This is a genomic window from Rhizobium sp. C4, from assembly GCF_021026315.1.
Lineage (GTDB): Bacteria > Pseudomonadota > Alphaproteobacteria > Rhizobiales > Rhizobiaceae > Ensifer_A.
Genome location: NZ_JAJNCX010000004.1, coordinates 125,028 through 143,290 on the forward strand (window position 1 = coordinate 125,028; position 18,263 = coordinate 143,290).

The following is an 18,263-nucleotide window of genomic DNA, read 5'->3' on the forward strand; positions in this document are numbered from 1 at the left end:
ACCGTTTTTCAACGGCTTTTGGAGACAGTTGCGACCACACTGTTCGCTATATGTGAACAATAGGGGTTTTGGCCGCAGGTCTTTGATTTGGCGTCTGTTTTTCCGGATTCTCTGAATTATTGTGACCCTGTCGCCTGAATTTCACCGGAATGTGATTTTGAAGTGATCGCACCGGGATAGTCATGTGGTAGTCCCGGTCAGCCCCGCCGGGGCGAACAATGGAGATTCCGGATGATCAAGAGAACATTTGCTGCAGCCCTTATCTGTCTTGCCGGCGCAACAGCCGCATTTTCCGCCAGCGAGTTTGGCGACAAGCGCGAAGCCGACATGAAGAAGATCGGCGGCGCAACGGCGCAGCTCGCCGGCATTGCCAAGGGCGACAAGCCCTATGACGCAGCCGTCGTGAAGACCGCGCTGACGACCATCAACACGACCATCAAGGAATTCCCGACGCTGTTCCCGGCCGGCAAGCCGGACGCTGACGGCGCTGCAAGCCCGAAAATCTGGGAAAACATGGCCGGCTTCAAGGGCCATGCCACGGAACTCGCTTCGGTCACCGACAAGCTGCTCGCCGCACCGCCGGCTGACCAGAAGGCTGTTGGTGCCGCTCTCGGCGATATCGGCAAGGTCTGCTCGGCCTGCCATCAGGATTTCCGCCTGAAGAAGTAAGACCTTCCGGGTCGTTTCGGGCGCTTCCCTTTCTTGAGGGCAGCGCCCTTTTTCCGTTTTGGGCAGAGCTTCAGGAGCGCGCACCATGGCATCGGCACTCACCAAATCCCTCCTGTCCCTGATCGGCATCGGCATTGTCGGCGCGGGCGCCTTCTTCTGGATCACCCGGCCGCAGCCCCTGCCGGAGAGCGAATTCGCCAATCTCGGCGCCGCGGACGTCAAGAACGGTGAGACGATCTTCTGGGCCGGCGGGTGCGAGAGCTGCCATGCGGCCAAGGGCGCGGAAGGCGATGCCAAACTGGTGCTTTCCGGCGGTGTGCCGCTGCCGACCCCGTTCGGGACCTTCTATCCGCCGAACATTTCTCCCGACGAGAAGGCCGGCATCGGCAAGTGGACGCTGGCGCAATTTGCCTCGGCCATGAAGCGCGGCGTGGACGAGGAGGGGCGCCACCTCTACCCGTCCTTTCCCTATGCCTCCTATTCGCGCATGTCGGACGCGGATGTCCGCGACCTTTTCGCCTATATGAAGACGCTGCCGAAGAGCGACAATGTCGCTCCGGAGCACGATCTGGCCTTTCCGTTCAACCTGCGCTTCACGCTGGGCGGCTGGAAGCTGCTCTATCTGAACGATCAGCCGCGCGTCGAGATCGCCAATGCCTCGGCCGAGGTGAAGCGCGGGCAGTATCTCGTCGAGGGCCCGGGCCATTGCGGCGAGTGCCACACGCCGCGCGACATTCTCGGCGGGCTGAAGACGAGCCAATGGCTGGCCGGTGGGCCGAACCCGGAAGGCAAGGGTACGATCCCTGATATCACGCCGGGCTCCAAGGAGATCGGCACGTGGAGCGGGGCCGATATCGCCAACTATCTGGAGACGGGCTTCACGCCGGATTTCGACAGCGTCGGCGGCTCGATGGTCGCTGTGCAGCAGAACATGGCGCATCTGACGAAGGAAGATCGTGCGGCGATCGCGGCCTATCTGAAGGCCATTCCGGCAAAGTAATTCCATTATCGGATTGTTTGATTATCGATAAAATTGCCCGCGCGGAGGCCTGCGCGGGCAATTTTCATTGGGCTGGTGAACCGGGCAGGTAACCGGCGCGCCAGCCTTTCATCAAAGCGTCAGAGGCTGGTGCGGAAGCGCATGCCGGTTGCCGGGTAGGCCTTGAAGTCGAGGCCCTGGTAGTACTTGTAGGCGGCGAAATTGCCGGTGGCGGCACCGAGCCCGAGGAAGTCGCAGCCGAGTGTGCGGGCATGGGCCTTGGCGCGGTCGATCAGATGGCGGCCAATGCCTTCGCTGCGATGGCCGTCCTTGACGAAGAGGTGGTGCAATTCCATGCCGCGTTCCCCTTCGGTGGCGCGGTAGACGGGATAGAGGAGGGCGTAGCCGATCAGTTCCCCGCCCGTTTCAGCGACGAAGGCGGTCGCGAAGGGCTGGTCGCCGAAGAGATCCCGGTCGAGCTTGGTGGCGCTGTTCGCCGTCTTGTCGCCGTGATGGGCGGCGAGCGCCTCGATCATGGCGGCAAGCGCAAAGAGATCCGCCTTCTGCACGCGGCGCACGCTGACGCGCGCGGCTTCAGCCGCCTGTGTTGTCGCCGGGATTTCGTCTATCGTGATGGTCTGTTCCAAGTTCAGCATTGCCTTCTTCCTCATTTTGCCTTCGGAAGAGCCGCTGAAAACAACAAGGCCGCCCCGAAGGCGGCCTCTTGTCGATATGATCGATCGCGGCCGCCGGTTAACGGTAGCCCCAAAAATATACAGCCGTGGTGTGTACCTGTGCGATCATGGGCTGCAACATTTCCTCAATTCGATACGTTGTCAAGAGGATTATGCGCATGGCCGTGATTGGTGACGCAAAGCGCATGGTCGGCCAGTGTCGCCAGCACATTGCATTCGCCCGCCCGGCCGCCGGCGCATTCGGAGACGATATGTTCGAGCTCCGCTTCCAGCTTCTTCAGCCGGGCGATCTTGGCCCGCACATCGGCAAGATTGTCGGCGGCGATGCGGTCGGCATCGTGGCAGGGGGCATCCGGGGTTGCCTGCAAAGACAGAAGATCGCGTATCGCCTCGACCGAAAAGCCGAGATCGCGGGCGTGGCGGATGAAATTCAGCCGGTCGAGATGGGCGCGGACATAGCGGCGCTGGTTTCCCTCCGTCCGCTCCGGCTCCGGCATCAGGCCGATTTCCTCGTAATAGCGGATGGTGGGAACCTTCACGCCGGCCGTGTCGGAAAGCTTGCCGATCGTCATCATGTCAAAGATCGCTCCTGAACCTCTAGTCCTTGGAGATTTAGGGATTCTTGACATGCATTCAAGCCCGATAGGCAGGTTATCACGGCGGCGATCAGCGGGGATGGTCAGGTGCCGCAGAAGGTGCGCGGCACGATCTCGTGGTTGAGGGGGGCTGCCTTGTAGCGCTCATAGCCCGGCTGTTCCTCATAGGGCCGGGCGAGAACGCGGGTCAGTGCCTCGAAGAGCGAGAAGTCGCCGTCGTCGACTGCGGCGCGGATCGCTTCCTCGATGCGATGGTTGCGCGGGATGTAGACCGGATTGGCCTTCTGCATCAGGGCCTGGCGCTCTTCCGGCGTGGCCGGGTCGCCCTCCAGATAGAGCCGCCAGCCATCGAGCCATAATTGTGCCGCATCGGGAGCGCTGAATTCCCCCCGCAGTTCCCTGTCTGCAAGTTCCCTGTCGGTCGACGGACCTCCAGCCGCGGCCGTGAGACGGAGGAAGGCGAGGGTGAAATCAGCCTCGCCTTCCTCCATCAGGGACAGGAAGGACTGGATCAGCTTCCGATCGTCCTCGCGTTCGCGCACCAATCCCAGCTTTGCCCGCATCACCTTCAGCCACTCGGCCTGGAAGCGTTCGCCATAGGCTTTCAGCGCGGCATTCGCCTTTTCCATCGCCTCGTCCTGCACGTCGCCGAAGAGCGGCAGCAGACATTCGGCCAGCCGCGCCAGGTTCCATTGGCCGATGCCCGGCTGGTTGGCATAGGCGTAGCGGCCGTTGCGGTCGATGGAGGAGAAGGTCTTGGTGGCCGAATAGGCGTCCATGAAGGCGCAGGGGCCGTAATCGATCGTTTCGCCGGAGATGGCCATGTTGTCCGTGTTCATCACACCATGGATGAAGCCGACGCCCATCCATTTCGCAATGAGGGCGGCCTGCCGCGCGGCGATCGCTTCGAAGAGGCGGACATAGCGATCCGTTTCGCCTTCAATCTCCGGATAGTGGCGGGCAATCACGTGATCGGCCAGCAGCTTGACGCCATCCTCATCGCCGCGGGCGGCGAAATACTGGAAGGTGCCGACGCGGATATGGCTGGCCGCCACGCGGGCGAGCACGCCGCCGGGCTGCGCCTGTTCGCGATAGACGGCATCGCCGGTGGTGACGGCGGCGAGCGACCGGGTGGTGGGGATGCCGAGCGCATGCATGGCCTCCGAGACGATATATTCGCGGATCACCGGGCCGAGGGCGGCGCGGCCGTCGCCATTGCGCGAGAAGTGGGTGGGGCCGGAGCCTTTCAGCTGGATATCGACATGGCGGCCATCGGGTGCGGTCACTTCGCCCATCAGCATGGCGCGGCCATCGCCGAGCTGCGGCACGAAATGGCCGAACTGGTGGCCGGCATAGGCCAGCGCGACATTGGCCGCGTCGTCGGCTTTCAGATTGCCGGAGAAGAGAGCAGCACCGTCGCGTTTCAGAAGCTCGACATCGAGGCCTAGGTCGCGGGCCAGCGGCTCGTTGAAGGCGAACATCCACGGTTCGGACGCATTGGCTGCCGTGGCCGGCGCATAGAAGCGCTCAGGCAGGCGCGTGTAGGAATTGTCGAATCCGATCAGCGGCATCGCGGCGTCCTTTCAAAGTCTGATTCAAGATGGGGCCGCGTGACTGCCGCCGCAAGATCAATTGACGGATGTCACATCTGGACCTGACGTCCGGTCGACTGGCGGAAGACTTCGAGCTGCAGCTTGAACTGCACGATGCGGCGCATGGCGGCGCGCCATTGGGCGATCATCGAGAAGTTGTTGATCTGCCAGCGGAGCGCCGTGTTGACCTGGTTGAAGGCGCCGACCGCCATCATCAGTCCGCCGAAGGTGAGCTGGCCGGAGAAATAGGCGGGCGCTGCCGCCAGCACCGGCACGACCAGCCCGCCCCAGCCGAAGCCCGCCGAAATCCAGGTGAGGTTGGTCTGCGAGACGATGATCAGCCGTGTCGAGGCGAGCACGTTGGAGAAGATGCGGTAGAGATGCCAGCTGGTGGCAAAGACAGATTGCCGGGTGACGGTGTCGGTGCCGCGTGCGGTATTGGCCTCCACCAGCGCCTTGCGGAACTCGGCCTCGAAGGCGGCGCGGCGGTTGTTCTGGTCGACCAGCTGCCGCCCGACGACGGCGCTGAGGAAGGTGCCGGCGCCGGCATAGATCAGCGCGATCCAGACCATGTAGCCGGGAATGGAGATATGGAGCCCGAAGAGCGTGAAGGCGAAGGCTCCCGAGATCGACCAGAGGATGCCGACGAAGCTGAGCAGCAGGATGGTCGACTGGAAGAGGCCGATGGAGAGCGACACCGTCCAGTCGGCGACATTGAGCGAGTCTTCCTGGATGCGCTGGTCCGGATTTCTGGCGCCCTCGAGCGTGGCTTCTGCCGGCACCGCCCGTCCGCAGCTGTTCCACAGCCGGAGCAGATCGACCGCAAGGCCCCGGCGCAGCAGCAGCGTCGCCGTCTGCGTCAGCCAGGCCTGGACGACGTTGCAGATCAGGAGTGCGCCGGCGATCAGCGCGAAGATTTCGAGCTGGCGGCCGAATTCGCCAAGGTCCCGCTTCTCGATCGAATCGTAGAAGGGGCCGTTCCAGTTGTTCAGCAGCACCTGGATATAGGAGGTGAGGCAGATGAGGATGACGAGGCCGATGCTCAGAAAGATGATCCGGGTTCTCGTGCGCGTGTGGCGCAGCGAACCGAAGACGGTGCGGATCTGGAAGCGGAAGGCGTCGGTTTCGCGGGGGCGGGTCTCAGCCGGGCGGATCGGGTCGATCGGTGTCATGGACTGCCTGTCGTTGCCATCATGGTGTTGAAGCTCTACCCCGGTTGGGTGCCGATTGCCAATCGGGGCGGGGCCTCACTCCGTTCTTTTCCGCAGGTGGAGAGGCCGCGGCGGTGCCTTCCAATCCTTCCCGCTGCGGGGGAGATTGGCTGCGTGCCTCTTACTCTGCCCTCATCCTGAGGTGCCGCGCGCAGGGCGGCCTCGAAGGATCGAGCGTGCTGCCTTGCCACACCCCCCTCTGCCCTGCCGGGCATCTCCCCCGCAAGGGGGGAGATTGGCGTCGTGCCCCTTGCTCGGCCCTCATCCTGAGGTGCCGCCCGCAGGGCGGCCTCGAAGGATGCGCTTGTGGCGCGGGGCCCTTGAGTGTGTGGCAGGGACCCTTCGAGGCCTGCGCTTTGCGCAGGCACCTCAGGGTGAGGTCTCAATTTTAGGCACGCAAAAAGCTCCGGGAAAAACCTTCCCCGAGTTCCACTCCGGTCTAACCGCTCTTGCCCTTGTCTCCGGGCGCAAACTTCCGGAGAGCCGCACTGACGCGCCGCCCTGATTGATTGGTATGAAAACGGCGGCCCGCCAGCGCGGCCCGTCGAGATTGCCGAGGCAGGGCCTCATCCGACCCTGATCCTCAAACGCGGGCCGCCTCGCTAAACCGTCTGCGGAGGCAGACGGGTTCTTTGGCGCAGCCAAGCCGCCGAGCCATTCGCGGCCCATCGGGGGAAACGCTTCGGTGGACGTGTCAGGTCCATCGCCGCCCGCGTCCCCCGGTGAAATTCCGCGCACGTTACGCGGCACCCCACCGGGCTCTCCTCCCGCCTGAGCCAGTCGTCGCTGGCCCATCCGGTGACGGAAGGCACTCAGTATAAACGATGGTTGTGAAGCGGGGAAAATTCACTTTGCTTGACGGAACGTGAACCATTTTCCGGGCATGTCTATGCCGGACGCGAAAGGGTTCGGCATGGCGTTGGCGGGTGAGAATTCTGAAGTTGCGCATCCTGCGCCTGCCGATGGCGAGCCGGTCGCGCATCACCTCGCCTACAGGCCGGACATCGAAGGGCTGCGCGCCATCGCGGTCCTCACCGTCGTTGCCGCGCATCTGGGCCTGCCGTTCTTCCGGGGCGGCTTTGTGGGCGTCGATGTCTTCTTCGTCATTTCCGGATACCTGATCACCGGTATCCTGCTGCGGGAGTTCGAAGGCCCGTCGCGGCCGGGTTGGCTCATGCGGTTCTACGAGCGGCGGGCCAGGCGGCTGTTTCCGGCCTTCTTCACCGTTGTGCTGGTCACGATGCTGGCGGCCACGTTCGTGCTGTTTCCGAGCGAGCTCGCGGGGCTTGGCCGGAATGCGCTTGCTGCCATCTTCTTCTCCTCCAACATCTATCTCTACGCCAACACCAACTATTTCGCGCCGGGCTCGGATGCCAATGCGTTTCTCCACACCTGGTCGCTGGCGGTCGAGGAGCAGTTCTATCTCTTCTATCCGCCGCTTCTGTTCCTGCTGTGCCGCCATGCCCGGCGCATCCTGCCGACGGTGCTTCTGGCGGTCACCGTCGGGAGCTTCGTGCTCTGCGTCTCGATGACCGCCCATTCCTCGCAGGCAGCGTTCTACATCTTCGTCTTCCGCGCATGGGAGCTTGCGGCCGGGGCGTGCCTGGCTTTTGTGCCGCGCTGGCGTCGGGACTGCCGGATCCTGCGCGAAGCGCTGGCGATCACGGGGCTCCTGCTGATCGCGGCATCGGTGCATTTCTATTTCAGCAAGATGGGCTATCCCGGCGTCTGGGCGAGCGCGCCCGTGCTCGGTGCGGTGCTGATCATCTTTTCGGGACAGCAAGGCCCGACCCTCGTCAGCCGTCTCCTGTCGACCTTGCCGATGGTGTTCATAGGACGGATTTCCTATTCGCTCTATCTCTGGCACTGGCCGATCTATGTGCTCGTCCATCTTGCGCTGGGGCGGGCTTTGCGGCTTGAGGAACAGCTGGGGCTCTTAGCGCTGTCGATCGTGGTCAGCGCGGCCTCCTGGCGATTTGTCGAGCAGCCGTTTCGAACCCGCGCCCGAGAGACATCGTCGCCACGATGGGCCTGGGCTGCGGGGGCCGGCATTGCCGTCTCTGGTGCGGCAGCACTTTTCCTGATTGTCAGTGGCGGCATGCCCTGGCGCTTCACGCCGGAGGTTGATCGCCTGGCGCGCTATGCCGCCTATGACGATGTGCCGGTCTATCGGCGCGGCACCTGCTTCATCGATTCCTATCAGGAAGGGGCGGAGGCCTTCGATGCGTCGACCTGCCTGAAGATCGAGCCGGGAAAGCGGAACCTGCTTCTGATCGGCGACAGTCATGCCGCCCATGTCTGGAAGGCACTGGAAGAGGGACTGCCCGAGACGCATGTGCTTCAGGCGACGGCGTCGGGCTGCAAGCCGTTTCTCATCAGCGTCGGGCAGGAGGGCTGCACTGCCATCATGGAGCTGGCGATGCGGCAGTTCCTGCCGAACCATCCGGTTGATGGCGTGATCATTTCGGCCGAGTGGAAGGCGATCGACAAACCCTATCTCGCCGAGGTGCTGAAATATCTGAAGACCCGGACGCCCAATGTCTATCTGCTGGGACCGATCGTCGAATACAACCAGTCGCTGGCGCGGCTTCTGGCGCGCGCCGAGGCGTTCGGGACGGAAAGACCGGGGATTGCGGCGCAATCGGGCGATGCCCGCGCGCTGGACGCCGACCTTGCGGCGATGGCGGCCGAGACCAGCGTCGCCTATCTCTCACCCTACAGGACGATCTGCCCGGCGCCCGTTCATTGCCTGCTGGACATCCAGTCTGTTCCCATCCAGTGGGACAACAGCCACCTGACCGCGGAGGGCGCGGCCTATGTCATCACCGCCTTCCGCCGGCAGAACGGGTTTGCACCCGTCCGGCCATGAGCGAACCGTCGCAAGGTGGCGCGTCAACAGGTTCGGCGCCCCCTCAACGACAGCGGCGAGACCTCACATCTTGCCGGCAACCTTGATCGCGAACGCATATTCCAGCGCCGTTTCCTCCAGCCGCTGGAAGCGGCCAGAGGCGCCGCCGTGGCCGGCGCCCATGTTGGTTTTCATGAGGATCGGTTCGTTGCCGGTCGTGTGCTCGCGCAGTTTCGCCACCCATTTGGCTGGTTCCCAATAGGTGACGCGGGGGTCGGTGAGGCCGGCGAGTGCCAGAAGGGCGGGGTAGGGCCTGGCGGCGACGTTGTCGTAAGGGGAGTAGGCCGCGATGCGGTCGTAGTCTTCCTTCGACTCGATCGGGTTGCCCCATTCAGGCCATTCCGGCGGTGTCAGCGGCAGGGTGTCGTCGAGCATGGTGGTCAGCACGTCGACAAAGGGGACGGCGGCGATGATGCCGGCGAATTTTTCCGGCGCCATATTGGCAACGGCCCCCATCAGCATGCCGCCGGCGGAGCCTCCCTCGGCGATGATGCGGTTGTAGGAGGTGAAGCGCTCCTTCACCAGATGGTCGGCGGCGGCGATGAAGTCCTTGAAGGTGTTTTCCTTGCCGGCGAGCTTGCCGTCTTCATACCAGCGATAGCCCTTGTCCTTGCCGCCGCGGATATGGGCGATGGCATAGACGAAGCCGCGATCGGCGAGCGACAGCGCATTGGTCGAGAAGCTGGCCGGGATCGAGATGCCGTAAGCGCCGTAGCCATAGAGAAGGCAGGGGGCGGAGCCGTCAAGCGCCGTGTCCTTGCGGTAGAGCAGCGAAACAGGGACAAGCTCGCCGTCATGCGAGACGGCCTGGATGCGGCGGGTGACATAGTCGTCCGGGTTGTGGCCGGAGGGGACTTCCTGGGTCTTCAGAAGCGTGCGCTCGCGCGTCGCCATGTTGTAGTCATAGACCTGACCCGGCGTCGTCATCGACGAATAGGAGAAGCGGATGACATCCGTGTCGTATTCGGCCGCACCCGTCAGGCTGAGCGAATAGGCTTCCTCGTCAAAGGCAATCGCATGCTCCACGCCGGTTGCCCGGTCGCGGATGACGATGCGCGGCAGGCCGTCGCGGCGTTCCAGCCAGATCAGATGGCGGGTGAACGCCATGTGGTTGAGGATCAGGCGGCCGGCCTCATGCGGCACGAGTTCGCGCCAGTTCTCCTTAGAGGGAGATTCAACGGGCGCTTCCATGATCTTGAAATCCTTGGCGCCGTCGCAGTTCGTCAGGATGAAGAAGCGGTCGCCGCCTTCGGCTATTTCATATTGCATGCCGGGCTCGCGGGCCACGACGAGCTTCGGTTCGGCGGTGAGGTCCTTGGTGGAGAGAAGGCGATATTCGGTCGTGTCGTGGTCGTGGATGTCGATGAAGATGAAGTCATCGAGCCGCGAGCCGCCGACGCCCATGAACATGCCGGGATCGGTTTCCTCATAGACGAGACGGTCTGCCGATTGCGGCTCTCCGAGGATATGATGGAAGATCTTCGAGGGGCGGTGGTTCTCGTCCTGAAGCGTATAGAAGAAGCTCTTGCCTTGCGCATCCCAGGCGCCGCCGCCGCCGGTGTTTTCGATCAGGTCGGACATGTCCTCGCCGGTCGTCAGGTCGCGGACGCGCAGCGTGAAGAATTCCGAGCCCTTGTCGTCATAGCCCCAGACGCCGAGCGTGTGGTCGGACGAACTCGCCATCCCGGCAAGGCGCAGATAGTCCTTGCCCGCCGCTTCCTTGTCGCCATCGAGGATGACCTGTCGTTCGCCGCCTTCGGCGGGGATGCGGAAATAATGCGGCTGCTCGCCGCCGGTCACGTAGAAGGAGCCATAGGCAAACGGGCCGTCCTTCATCGGAACGGAGCTGTCGTCTTCCTTGATGCGGCCCTTCATCTCGGCAAAGAGCTGCTTCTGCAGCGCTTCCGTGTCGGCCATCGCCGCCTTCATGTAGGCGTTCTCGGCCTCGAGATAGGCGCGGATTTCCGGATCCAGAACGCTTGTATCGTGGAAGACCTGCTGCCAGTTGTCGGCCCTCAACCATTGATATTCATCAATGCGCGTGACGCCGTGACGCGTATCTTTGACGGGCTTCTTGGCGGCGCGCGGGGCTTCGGGCAGGGACTTGAATGCGGACAATGGTTTTCTCCGGAAATCGGATGAGGGCGGGACTTCACAGATAGTTCGGCCGGGCAGGGATCGCAAGGCGCGCGCGGCGGCAAGCCCCTGTTCATCAATCCCCGATCTTGCCGGTTCGGTGGTTTGACAATAAGTAGTGAAATACATATATATAATGTATCGAATGTTTACGGAGGTCGTTGGAGGCTGATCGCCGCCAGCTCTGTGGGCTTCGGGAGGAGGATAGCATGGTGCATGTCGTCGTATTGGGAGCCGGGCTCGGCGGAACGATCATGGCCTATGAGTTGCGCGATAGTCTTTCGCGTGACGACAAGGTGACGGTGATCAATCGGGGCGATACCTATTCCTTCGTCCCGTCCAATCCGTGGGTGGCGGTTGGCTGGCGCGAGCGGGAGGAAATCGAGGTCGATCTGAAGCCGGTTTTTGCCAAGCGCGACATCACGCTTCGGCCGGAAGGGGCGGCGCGGGTGCATCCGGCGGAAAACCGGGTCGAGCTGACGACGGGCGAAAGCGTGCCTTACGACTATCTCGTCATCGCGACCGGACCGGATCTCGCCTTTGACGAGATCGAGGGCTTCGGGCCGGCGGCCAATACACAGTCCGTCTGCCATATAGACCATGCGCTGGCGGCGAAGGACCAGTTCGAAAAGCTTCTGAAAAATCCTGGTCCCGTTGTGATCGGTGCGGTGCAGGGGGCTTCCTGTTTCGGGCCTGCCTACGAGTTTGCCTTCATTCTCGAAAAGGCGCTGCGCGATGCGAAGATCCGCGACAAGGTGCCGATGACCTTTGTCACCTCCGAGCCCTATATCGGCCATCTCGGCCTTGACGGCGTGGGCGACACGAAGGGCCTGCTCGAAAGCGAGATGCGGGCGCATCACATCAAATGGATCACCAATGCCAAGGTCGAGAAGTTCGAGCCGGGCAAGCTCTTCGTTGACGAGATCAATGACGATGGATCGGTGAAGAAGAAGCATGAAGTGCCGATGGCCTATACGATGATGCTGCCGGCCTTCCGCGGCGTGGCGGCGGTGCGCGGCATCGAGGGGCTGACGAACCCGCGCGGCTTCATCATCGTCGACAAGCATCAGCGCAATCCGACTTACCAGAACGTGTTCGGCATCGGCGTCTGCATCGCCATTCCGCCGATGGGGCCGACGCCGGTTCCGGTCGGCGTGCCGAAGACCGGGTTCATGATTGAATCCATGGTGACGGCGACGGCGCATAACATCACCAATCTGGTGGCCGGCCGCGCGCCGGATGCGCAAGGCACCTGGAACGCCGTGTGCCTTGCCGACTTTGGCGATGGGGGCGTGGCCTTCGTGGCCCAGCCCCAGATCCCGCCGCGCAATGTCAACTGGTCGTCCTCCGGCAAATGGGTACATCTGGCCAAGATCGGCTTCGAGAAATACTTCCTGCGCAAGGTGAGGCAGGGCAAGTCCGAGCCCTTCTATGAGAAGCTGGCCTTGCAGGTTCTGGGCATCGACAAGCTCAAGGAAGTGAAATTCGACTAAGCAATTCCAGCGAAAGTGGGAACCGGTTTCGCGTCCGGAATTGCGAAAGGCCGAATATGTCTCCCCTGGGGGGCGGTTAGCCATAAATCCGCCCCCGTTCGGGACGAGGGGACTATCGTTATTCCTCCAGCGATTGCCTCTCGTCCCGCTTTTCATGAAAACGATCCTCGCACTGTACCTTCTTCTCGCCGCAACACCGGCGCTCGCCGACACCTATACCAAGCAGGGGTTGGTGGAGCCGAAGCTGCGTCTTTCGGGAAAGCACGACGTGCCGACCGTGGCGCTGACCTTCGATGCCTGCATGGGCGCGACCGATCCGCGCATTCTTCAGACGCTGATCACCCAGAACATACCGGCGACGATCTTCGTCACGCATCGCTGGCTCAGGAAGAATGCGGAGTCCTATGCGCAACTGCGGGCGCGGCCGGATCTCTTCCAGATCGAGAATCACGGCGAGAACCATATTCCGGCTGTCGACCGGCCGATGGATATCTATGGCATCAAGACGGCGGGCTCGCCGGACGGCGTGCGCGCGGAAGTCGAGGGCGGAGCACAGGCGATTGCCGCGACCGGTGCGCCGAAGCCGACCTGGTATCGCGACGCGACCGCCATCTATAGTCCCGAAGCGATCCGCCAGATCCGGGCCATGGGCTACAAGATTGGCGGCTATTCGGTGAACGGCGACGGCGGCTCGCTGCTTGGCGTGGATGCCACGGTGCGATCCTTCGAAAGCGCGAAGGATGGCGATGTCATCATCGCCCATATCAACCAGCCGACCCACAAGGCCGGCGAGGGCGTGGTGAAGGGTATCGAGGCCTTGAAGGCCAAGGGCTACCGGTTTGTTCGTCTGGGGGATATGCCGACGGATGAGGGGAAGCTGGCAAAGACGGGAGGCTGACCGGGTCTTCTCAGCGCCTCAAGGATGAGTCGGCCTAATTCATATCGCTACTATAAGCGATATCGCATGCGTATGAATTTTGCTGCTGTAGTCTGCAAGATGATTCGTGATGAGCTGGAATTTCTCGCATGTTCATCGTCATGAGAAACATGTTCAGCGAGGATACAGCTTGTCAGACCTCTATAATACAGCACTGAAAACCCCTGAGTCTGCCGTGAAAGCCGAGGACGGGATATTCTATTATCCGTCGAAGAATGAGGATATATTCTTTTCCAGGCTGGACGCGCTGGCTCAGAAATACCCGCATGACATGCGCTACTACATGAACCAGTTTCCGGTTTACACCAGCCGGCGCAGCTTCATCCGTCAGCTGGCGCACTACGAACTCTTCAAATTGACCATGGATTTGCCCGGTCATTATCTCGATTTCGGCGTCTATTTCGGCAATTCGTTCTTCAGCTGGCACAAGTTCCTTGAAGTGCTGACGCCGACGGCGACGCACAAGAAGGTGATCGGTTTCGACACGTTTGCCGGCTTTCCCGACATTTCACCGGAGGATGGCGGCGAGGATGTTTCCGTGCAGAAGCTGAAGGGCGGCTTAAATGCGTCGAGCTTCTACGACGAGTTTCGCGAGCTGCTGGAGCTTCACAATCAGGATGGCGTCATCCCGTCGAACCGGGGCCGTGTGGTTGTCGGCAATATCGTCGAGACGCTTCCGGCCTTTCTTGAGGAAAACCCGGAGGCCCGTTTCTGCCTCGTCAATATCGACGTCGATGTCTACGAACCGACCCGCAAGATCCTTGAACTCTGCTGGGAACGCATGGTGCCGGGCGCTGTCCTGCTGCTGGACGAATACGGCACAAGCAAATGGCCGGGCGAGACGCGCGCCTGGGATTATTTCGCGCGTGACCACAAGATTGCAGCTGGCGTGAAGCGCTTCCCATGGGCCAACGCGCCCGGGGCTTATGTCATCAAGCCCTAATGGCCCTGATACGCGTTCGGGAGGGCGGGTGACGACTGTCACCGCCTCGCGATGCCGTGCATCTTCCGTCTCAAAGTTGCAATCCGATGCAATTTGCTAATTGAGTCTTCATTGACATGCGGTAGATTTCGCCTCGATCGAGGACGAGTATCACCCTTTGCACGCCGAGACGCAGACGACCCTTTCGGAGATTGAAGACACCCTTTCGCGCAAGGGGTGGCGTGGCGTGTTTCCGCCGCATCTCGAACAAACCTATCAGAGAGACATGGGCAAGGTGCGCGAAAGAGCGGTTCGCCGTGCGCTCTTGCCGACGCTCGTCATCTACAATCTGCTGCTGGTGACGGATATCGCACTTCTGCCGCAAACTGCCAAGGTGGCCGCCCTCCTGCATTTCGCCGTCGTGACGCCGGGCCTCCTGCTTCTCTATTTTCTGTATTTCCGTCTTGAGGGATATCTGCAGCGACAGGTGGCGGAGGCGGCGATCCCGGTGCTGATCTGCGCGCAGACGCTGACCGTCATGGCGCTCAACACCGCGCCGAATGCCGGCTACTACCAGTATTTCATCCCGTTGATCCTGTTGTTCTCCAACGTCAACCAGCGGCTCGACACACGCGTTGCCGGGGCAACCTCGCTGGTGATCCTCCTGATGTATCTCGGCGTTCTGATCTTCCAGAACATGCTGCCGGAGCAGAAGCTGGCGGGCCTCTCCTTCATCGTCGTTTCGAGCTATCTCGGGCATGCCGCCAATCTGCGTGCACAGCGTGACTCGCGCTACGGATTTCTGATGCGGCTGCGCGAGAATGTTCGGCTTCGGGCAGCGGAAACCGATGCCATGCTCGATCAAATGACCGGTCTCGGCAACCGGCGCTATCTTGCCAATTTCGTCAGCAGATTACCGCAGGCCGACGGGGAAGGGTGCCCGGTCTCCGCCATTCTCATGGATATCGATTTCTTCAAGGCCTATAACGACCTCTATGGTCACGGCCGCGGCGACGACTGCATCAAGACAGTCGCCGAGGTCATCGACGGGACTTCAAGATTGTTCAGCGGTACGGCGGTTCGCTATGGCGGCGAGGAATTTCTGATAGTGCTTCCCGAGACGGACAAGGCGGCGGCGATCGCCTGCGCCGAAGCCATTCGGGTGGCTGTCGAGGACCTCTCGATCGAACATGGCAGCAGCCAGATCTCGCCCTTCGTCACCGTCAGCCTCGGAGTGGCGAGCGGCACGGTCAACACGGAGACCTTCCAGTTGCTGATCGCCTCCGCCGATGCCTCGCTCTACGCTGCCAAGGCCGGCGGCCGCAACCGCTTCATGGCGCTTGATGGGGAAGCGCCCGCAGGCGCTCAGCGCGTGACGCCGGCAATCGCCCTGGCAAAGCGCGTCCTGCATTGATGGCAAGGCCGCAGCAAGCCGGAGGCCGCGGCTAGGCCCGTTCCACGAACCCGTCCAGAACCCGCTTCTGGCCTGCCCGGTCGAAATCGACCGTCAGTTTGTTGCCTTCCACGGCCGAAACATTGCCGTTGCCGAATTTCAGGTGGAAGACGCGATCGCCGACGGAGAATTGCGAGGGCGTGTCGACGGTCGACTTGGCGACGAGCTCGCCCTGGATCGTCTTGCTGCGCGGGCCGCTTTCGCCATAACCGATGCGTTCCACCTGATGGCCGGAGCGGGAACCCCAGTTGTCCCGGGTGGCTTCCGTGCGGTTTGCCTGGGCGCGTTTCCAGCCGGGCGTCGAATAGGAGTTCTGGAAGGGCTCCTGCTTGTCGAAGCGCGACTGGCCGTAAGGGTTGCGGCCATAGCCGCCATAGTTGGAGCTCTGGCTTTCGGACACTTCCACATGGTCGAGGGGCAGCTCTTCGAGGAAGCGCGAGGGGATGGTGGATTGCCACAGACCGTGAATGCGCCGGTTCGACACGAACCAGATATGGGCGCGGCGCTTGGCGCGGGTGAGGCCGACATAGGCCAGCCGACGTTCTTCTTCCAGTCCGGTGCGGCCGCTTTCATCCAGCGCGCGCTGGTGCGGAAACAGGCCTTCCTCCCAGCCGGGCAGGAAGACGGTTTCGAATTCCAGGCCCTTGGCTGAATGCAGCGTCATGATGTTGACGGCATCCATATTCTCGTTCTTGTCGGCATCCATGACGAGCGCGACATGTTCGAGGAAGCCGCGCAGGCTTTCGAACTGCTCCATGGAACGCACTAGTTCCTTCAGGTTTTCCAGCCGGCCCGGCGCTTCGGCAGACTTGTCGTTCTGCCACATGGCCGTGTAGCCGCTCTCGTCGAGGATCTGCTCGGCAAGCTCGGTATGCGGTGTATTTTCAAGCAGCGACTGCCAGCGGCGGAAGTCGGTGACGACATCGAAGAGCGCCTTGCGGGCCTTGGCCTTCAGCTCTTCGGTCTCGATCATGTCCGATGCCGCGGCGAGCATCGGGATATTGCGGGCGCGGGCATAATCATGCAGGGCGCGGACAGATGTGTCGCCCAGACCGCGCTTCGGCGTGTTGATGATGCGCTCGAAGGCGAGGTCGTCGGCCGGCTGGCAGACGAGGCGAAAGTAAGCCATCGCATCGCGGATTTCGAGACGTTCATAGAAGCGCGGGCCGCCGACGACGCGGTAATTCAGGCCGAGCGTGACGAAGCGGTCTTCGAATTCGCGCATCTGGAAGGAGGCGCGAACGAGGATCGCCATGTCGTTCAGCTTGTGTTGCTGGCGCTGGAGCTGTTCGATTTCCTCGCCGACCGCGCGGGCTTCTTCTTCGCTGTCCCAGGCCGCGTGGACCTGCACCTTCTCATGGTCGGGATCGAAGCGCTCGGTGAAGAGCGTCTTGCCGAGCCGGCCTTCATTGTGGGCGATCAGGTGGCCGGCCGCGCCGAGGATATGACCAGTGGAGCGGTAGTTACGCTCCAGCTTGATCACCTTGGCGCCCGGAAAATCCTTTTCGAAGCGCAGGATATTGTCGACCTCCGCGCCGCGCCAGCCATAGATCGACTGGTCGTCATCGCCGACGCAGCAAATGTTGACCTTGTTTGCGCTCACGCTGTCGGCGCCTTGCGCCTGCGCTCCGCGGGGGCCTCGCAACGGCTCGGACGCCCCTTCGGGCTTGCGGCCTTCGGCCGGGGAGGTCCCTCGCGACGGCGCCGAGCGCTGCGCCAGAAGCCGCAGCCACATATATTGGGCGGTATTCGTGTCCTGATACTCGTCCACCAGAATGTAGCGGAAGCGCTCGTGATATTCCTTCAGCACGTCCGGATGTTTCCTGAACATGCGGATCGGGTGGAGCAGCAGGTCGCCAAAGTCGCAGGCGTTGAGCGTCAGCAGCCGGTTCTGATAGGCGATGTAGAGTTCGCGGCCCTTTCCATTCGCAAAGGCGCGGGCGTCGCCTTCCGGGATCTGCGCCGGGTCGAGCCCCTTGTTCTTCCAGCCGTCGATCATGGCGGCGAACTGCTTGGCCGGCCAGCGCTTGTCGTCGACGCTCTCGGCCTGAAGGATCTGCTTGATCAGGCGGATGACGTCATCGGTGTCGAGGATGGTAAAATCCGATTTCAGCCCGACGAGTTCGGCGTGACGGCGCAGCATCTTGACGCCGATGGAGTGGAAGGTGCCAAGCCAGGGCATGCCCTCGACCGCGCCGCCCACCAGCATGCCGATGCGTTCCTTCATCTCGCGCGCGGCCTTGTTGGTGAAGGTCACGGCCAGAATCTGGCTCGGATAGGCATGGCCTGTCGCCAGAATATGGGCGATGCGGGTGGTCAGAACCCGCGTCTTGCCGGTGCCGGCGCCGGCGAGAACCAGAACCGGTCCCTCCGTCGTTTCCACCGCTTCGCGCTGCTCGGGATTGAGCCCGGAAAGGTAGTCCGGCGCGCGTGCGGCATCGCGTTGCGCCAGCGCGCGGGCGGCAATACCGCCGCCAGTTGCGGCACGCTGCGGGGCGGGTTCGGGCTCGTCGCCGAAAAAGGGCATGTCATCGAAACGATTCATCATCGCCGCAATCTAGTGATTTTGAGGGGGAATGGCCAGAGCGGCGTTTTTGGTTTGTTCGGTATGGCGACAGCAGGCTGCCTGCGGTGACTGGGTTTGTAAATCGTCTGGGATGCAAACAGATTTA

General features: G+C 62.2%; 13 protein-coding genes. 7 read left to right on the top strand and 6 right to left on the bottom strand.

Annotated elements, in window-relative coordinates; genetic code table 11:
* The first annotated feature begins 231 nt into the window (after positions 1–231).
* Both LQK84_RS09275 and LQK84_RS09280 read left to right on the top strand, forming a co-directional pair.
* A complete protein-coding gene (locus LQK84_RS09275; RefSeq protein ID WP_230828424.1) occupies positions 232–669 on the top strand; it encodes a c-type cytochrome in 438 nt (145 codons plus the stop codon).
* A gap of 85 nt (positions 670–754) precedes the next feature.
* Positions 755–1,669 (top strand): c-type cytochrome, encoded by a 915-nt coding sequence (locus LQK84_RS09280; protein ID WP_230828425.1) that lies wholly within the window; start codon positions 755–757, stop codon positions 1,667–1,669.
* 119 nt (positions 1,670–1,788) lie between these two features.
* Here LQK84_RS09280 and LQK84_RS09285 read toward each other — a convergent pair whose 3' ends face one another.
* From LQK84_RS09285 to LQK84_RS09300, 4 genes are all read right to left on the bottom strand, one after another.
* Positions 1,789–2,184 carry a GNAT family N-acetyltransferase gene (locus tag LQK84_RS09285; RefSeq protein WP_230828627.1) on the bottom strand — a complete coding sequence of 132 codons (396 nt, stop codon included), beginning with the start codon at positions 2,182–2,184 and terminating at the stop codon, positions 1,789–1,791.
* A 284-nt stretch (positions 2,185–2,468) separates the two neighbouring features.
* On the bottom strand, positions 2,469–2,918 hold the full coding sequence (locus tag LQK84_RS09290) for a MerR family transcriptional regulator (protein WP_230828426.1): 450 nt from the start codon (positions 2,916–2,918) through the stop codon (positions 2,469–2,471).
* A gap of 104 nt (positions 2,919–3,022) precedes the next feature.
* Positions 3,023–4,510 carry a protein adenylyltransferase SelO gene (locus tag LQK84_RS09295; protein ID WP_230828427.1) on the bottom strand — a complete coding sequence of 496 codons (1,488 nt, stop codon included), beginning with the start codon at positions 4,508–4,510 and terminating at the stop codon, positions 3,023–3,025.
* Between the two features lie 71 nt (positions 4,511–4,581).
* Positions 4,582–5,703: an SbmA/BacA-like family transporter gene (locus LQK84_RS09300; RefSeq protein ID WP_230828428.1), complete on the bottom strand. Its 1,122-nt coding sequence runs from the start codon at positions 5,701–5,703 to the stop codon at positions 4,582–4,584.
* A gap of 928 nt (positions 5,704–6,631) precedes the next feature.
* On the opposite strand from LQK84_RS09300, the gene LQK84_RS09305 reads away from it, so the two are divergent.
* Entirely contained in the window at positions 6,632–8,611 is a 1,980-nt protein-coding gene (locus LQK84_RS09305; RefSeq protein ID WP_230828429.1) for an acyltransferase family protein, read from the top strand.
* Positions 8,612–8,674: 63 nt separating this feature from the next.
* On the opposite strand, the gene LQK84_RS09310 is transcribed toward LQK84_RS09305, so the two are convergent.
* Positions 8,675–10,768 (bottom strand): S9 family peptidase, encoded by a 2,094-nt coding sequence (locus LQK84_RS09310; RefSeq protein ID WP_230828430.1) that lies wholly within the window; start codon positions 10,766–10,768, stop codon positions 8,675–8,677.
* A 227-nt stretch (positions 10,769–10,995) separates the two neighbouring features.
* Between LQK84_RS09310 and LQK84_RS09315 the strand changes: the two genes are divergently transcribed.
* The 4 genes from LQK84_RS09315 to LQK84_RS09330 all read left to right on the top strand — a co-directional run bounded on the left by LQK84_RS09315 (position 10,996) and on the right by LQK84_RS09330 (position 15,552).
* Positions 10,996–12,279: an NAD(P)/FAD-dependent oxidoreductase gene (locus tag LQK84_RS09315; protein WP_230828431.1), complete on the top strand. Its 1,284-nt coding sequence runs from the start codon at positions 10,996–10,998 to the stop codon at positions 12,277–12,279.
* 154 nt (positions 12,280–12,433) lie between these two features.
* A complete protein-coding gene (locus LQK84_RS09320; RefSeq protein WP_230828432.1) occupies positions 12,434–13,177 on the top strand; it encodes a polysaccharide deacetylase family protein in 744 nt (247 codons plus the stop codon).
* 169 nt (positions 13,178–13,346) lie between these two features.
* Positions 13,347–14,159 carry a TylF/MycF/NovP-related O-methyltransferase gene (locus LQK84_RS09325; RefSeq protein ID WP_230828433.1) on the top strand — a complete coding sequence of 271 codons (813 nt, stop codon included), beginning with the start codon at positions 13,347–13,349 and terminating at the stop codon, positions 14,157–14,159.
* 157 nt (positions 14,160–14,316) lie between these two features.
* A complete protein-coding gene (locus tag LQK84_RS09330; protein WP_230828434.1) occupies positions 14,317–15,552 on the top strand; it encodes a GGDEF domain-containing protein in 1,236 nt (411 codons plus the stop codon).
* Positions 15,553–15,583: 31 nt separating this feature from the next.
* Here LQK84_RS09330 and LQK84_RS09335 read toward each other — a convergent pair whose 3' ends face one another.
* Complete coding sequence (locus LQK84_RS09335; protein ID WP_230828435.1) at positions 15,584–18,139, bottom strand: ATP-dependent helicase; 2,556 nt, start codon at positions 18,137–18,139, stop codon at positions 15,584–15,586.
* Positions 18,140–18,263: the final 124 nt, after the last annotated feature.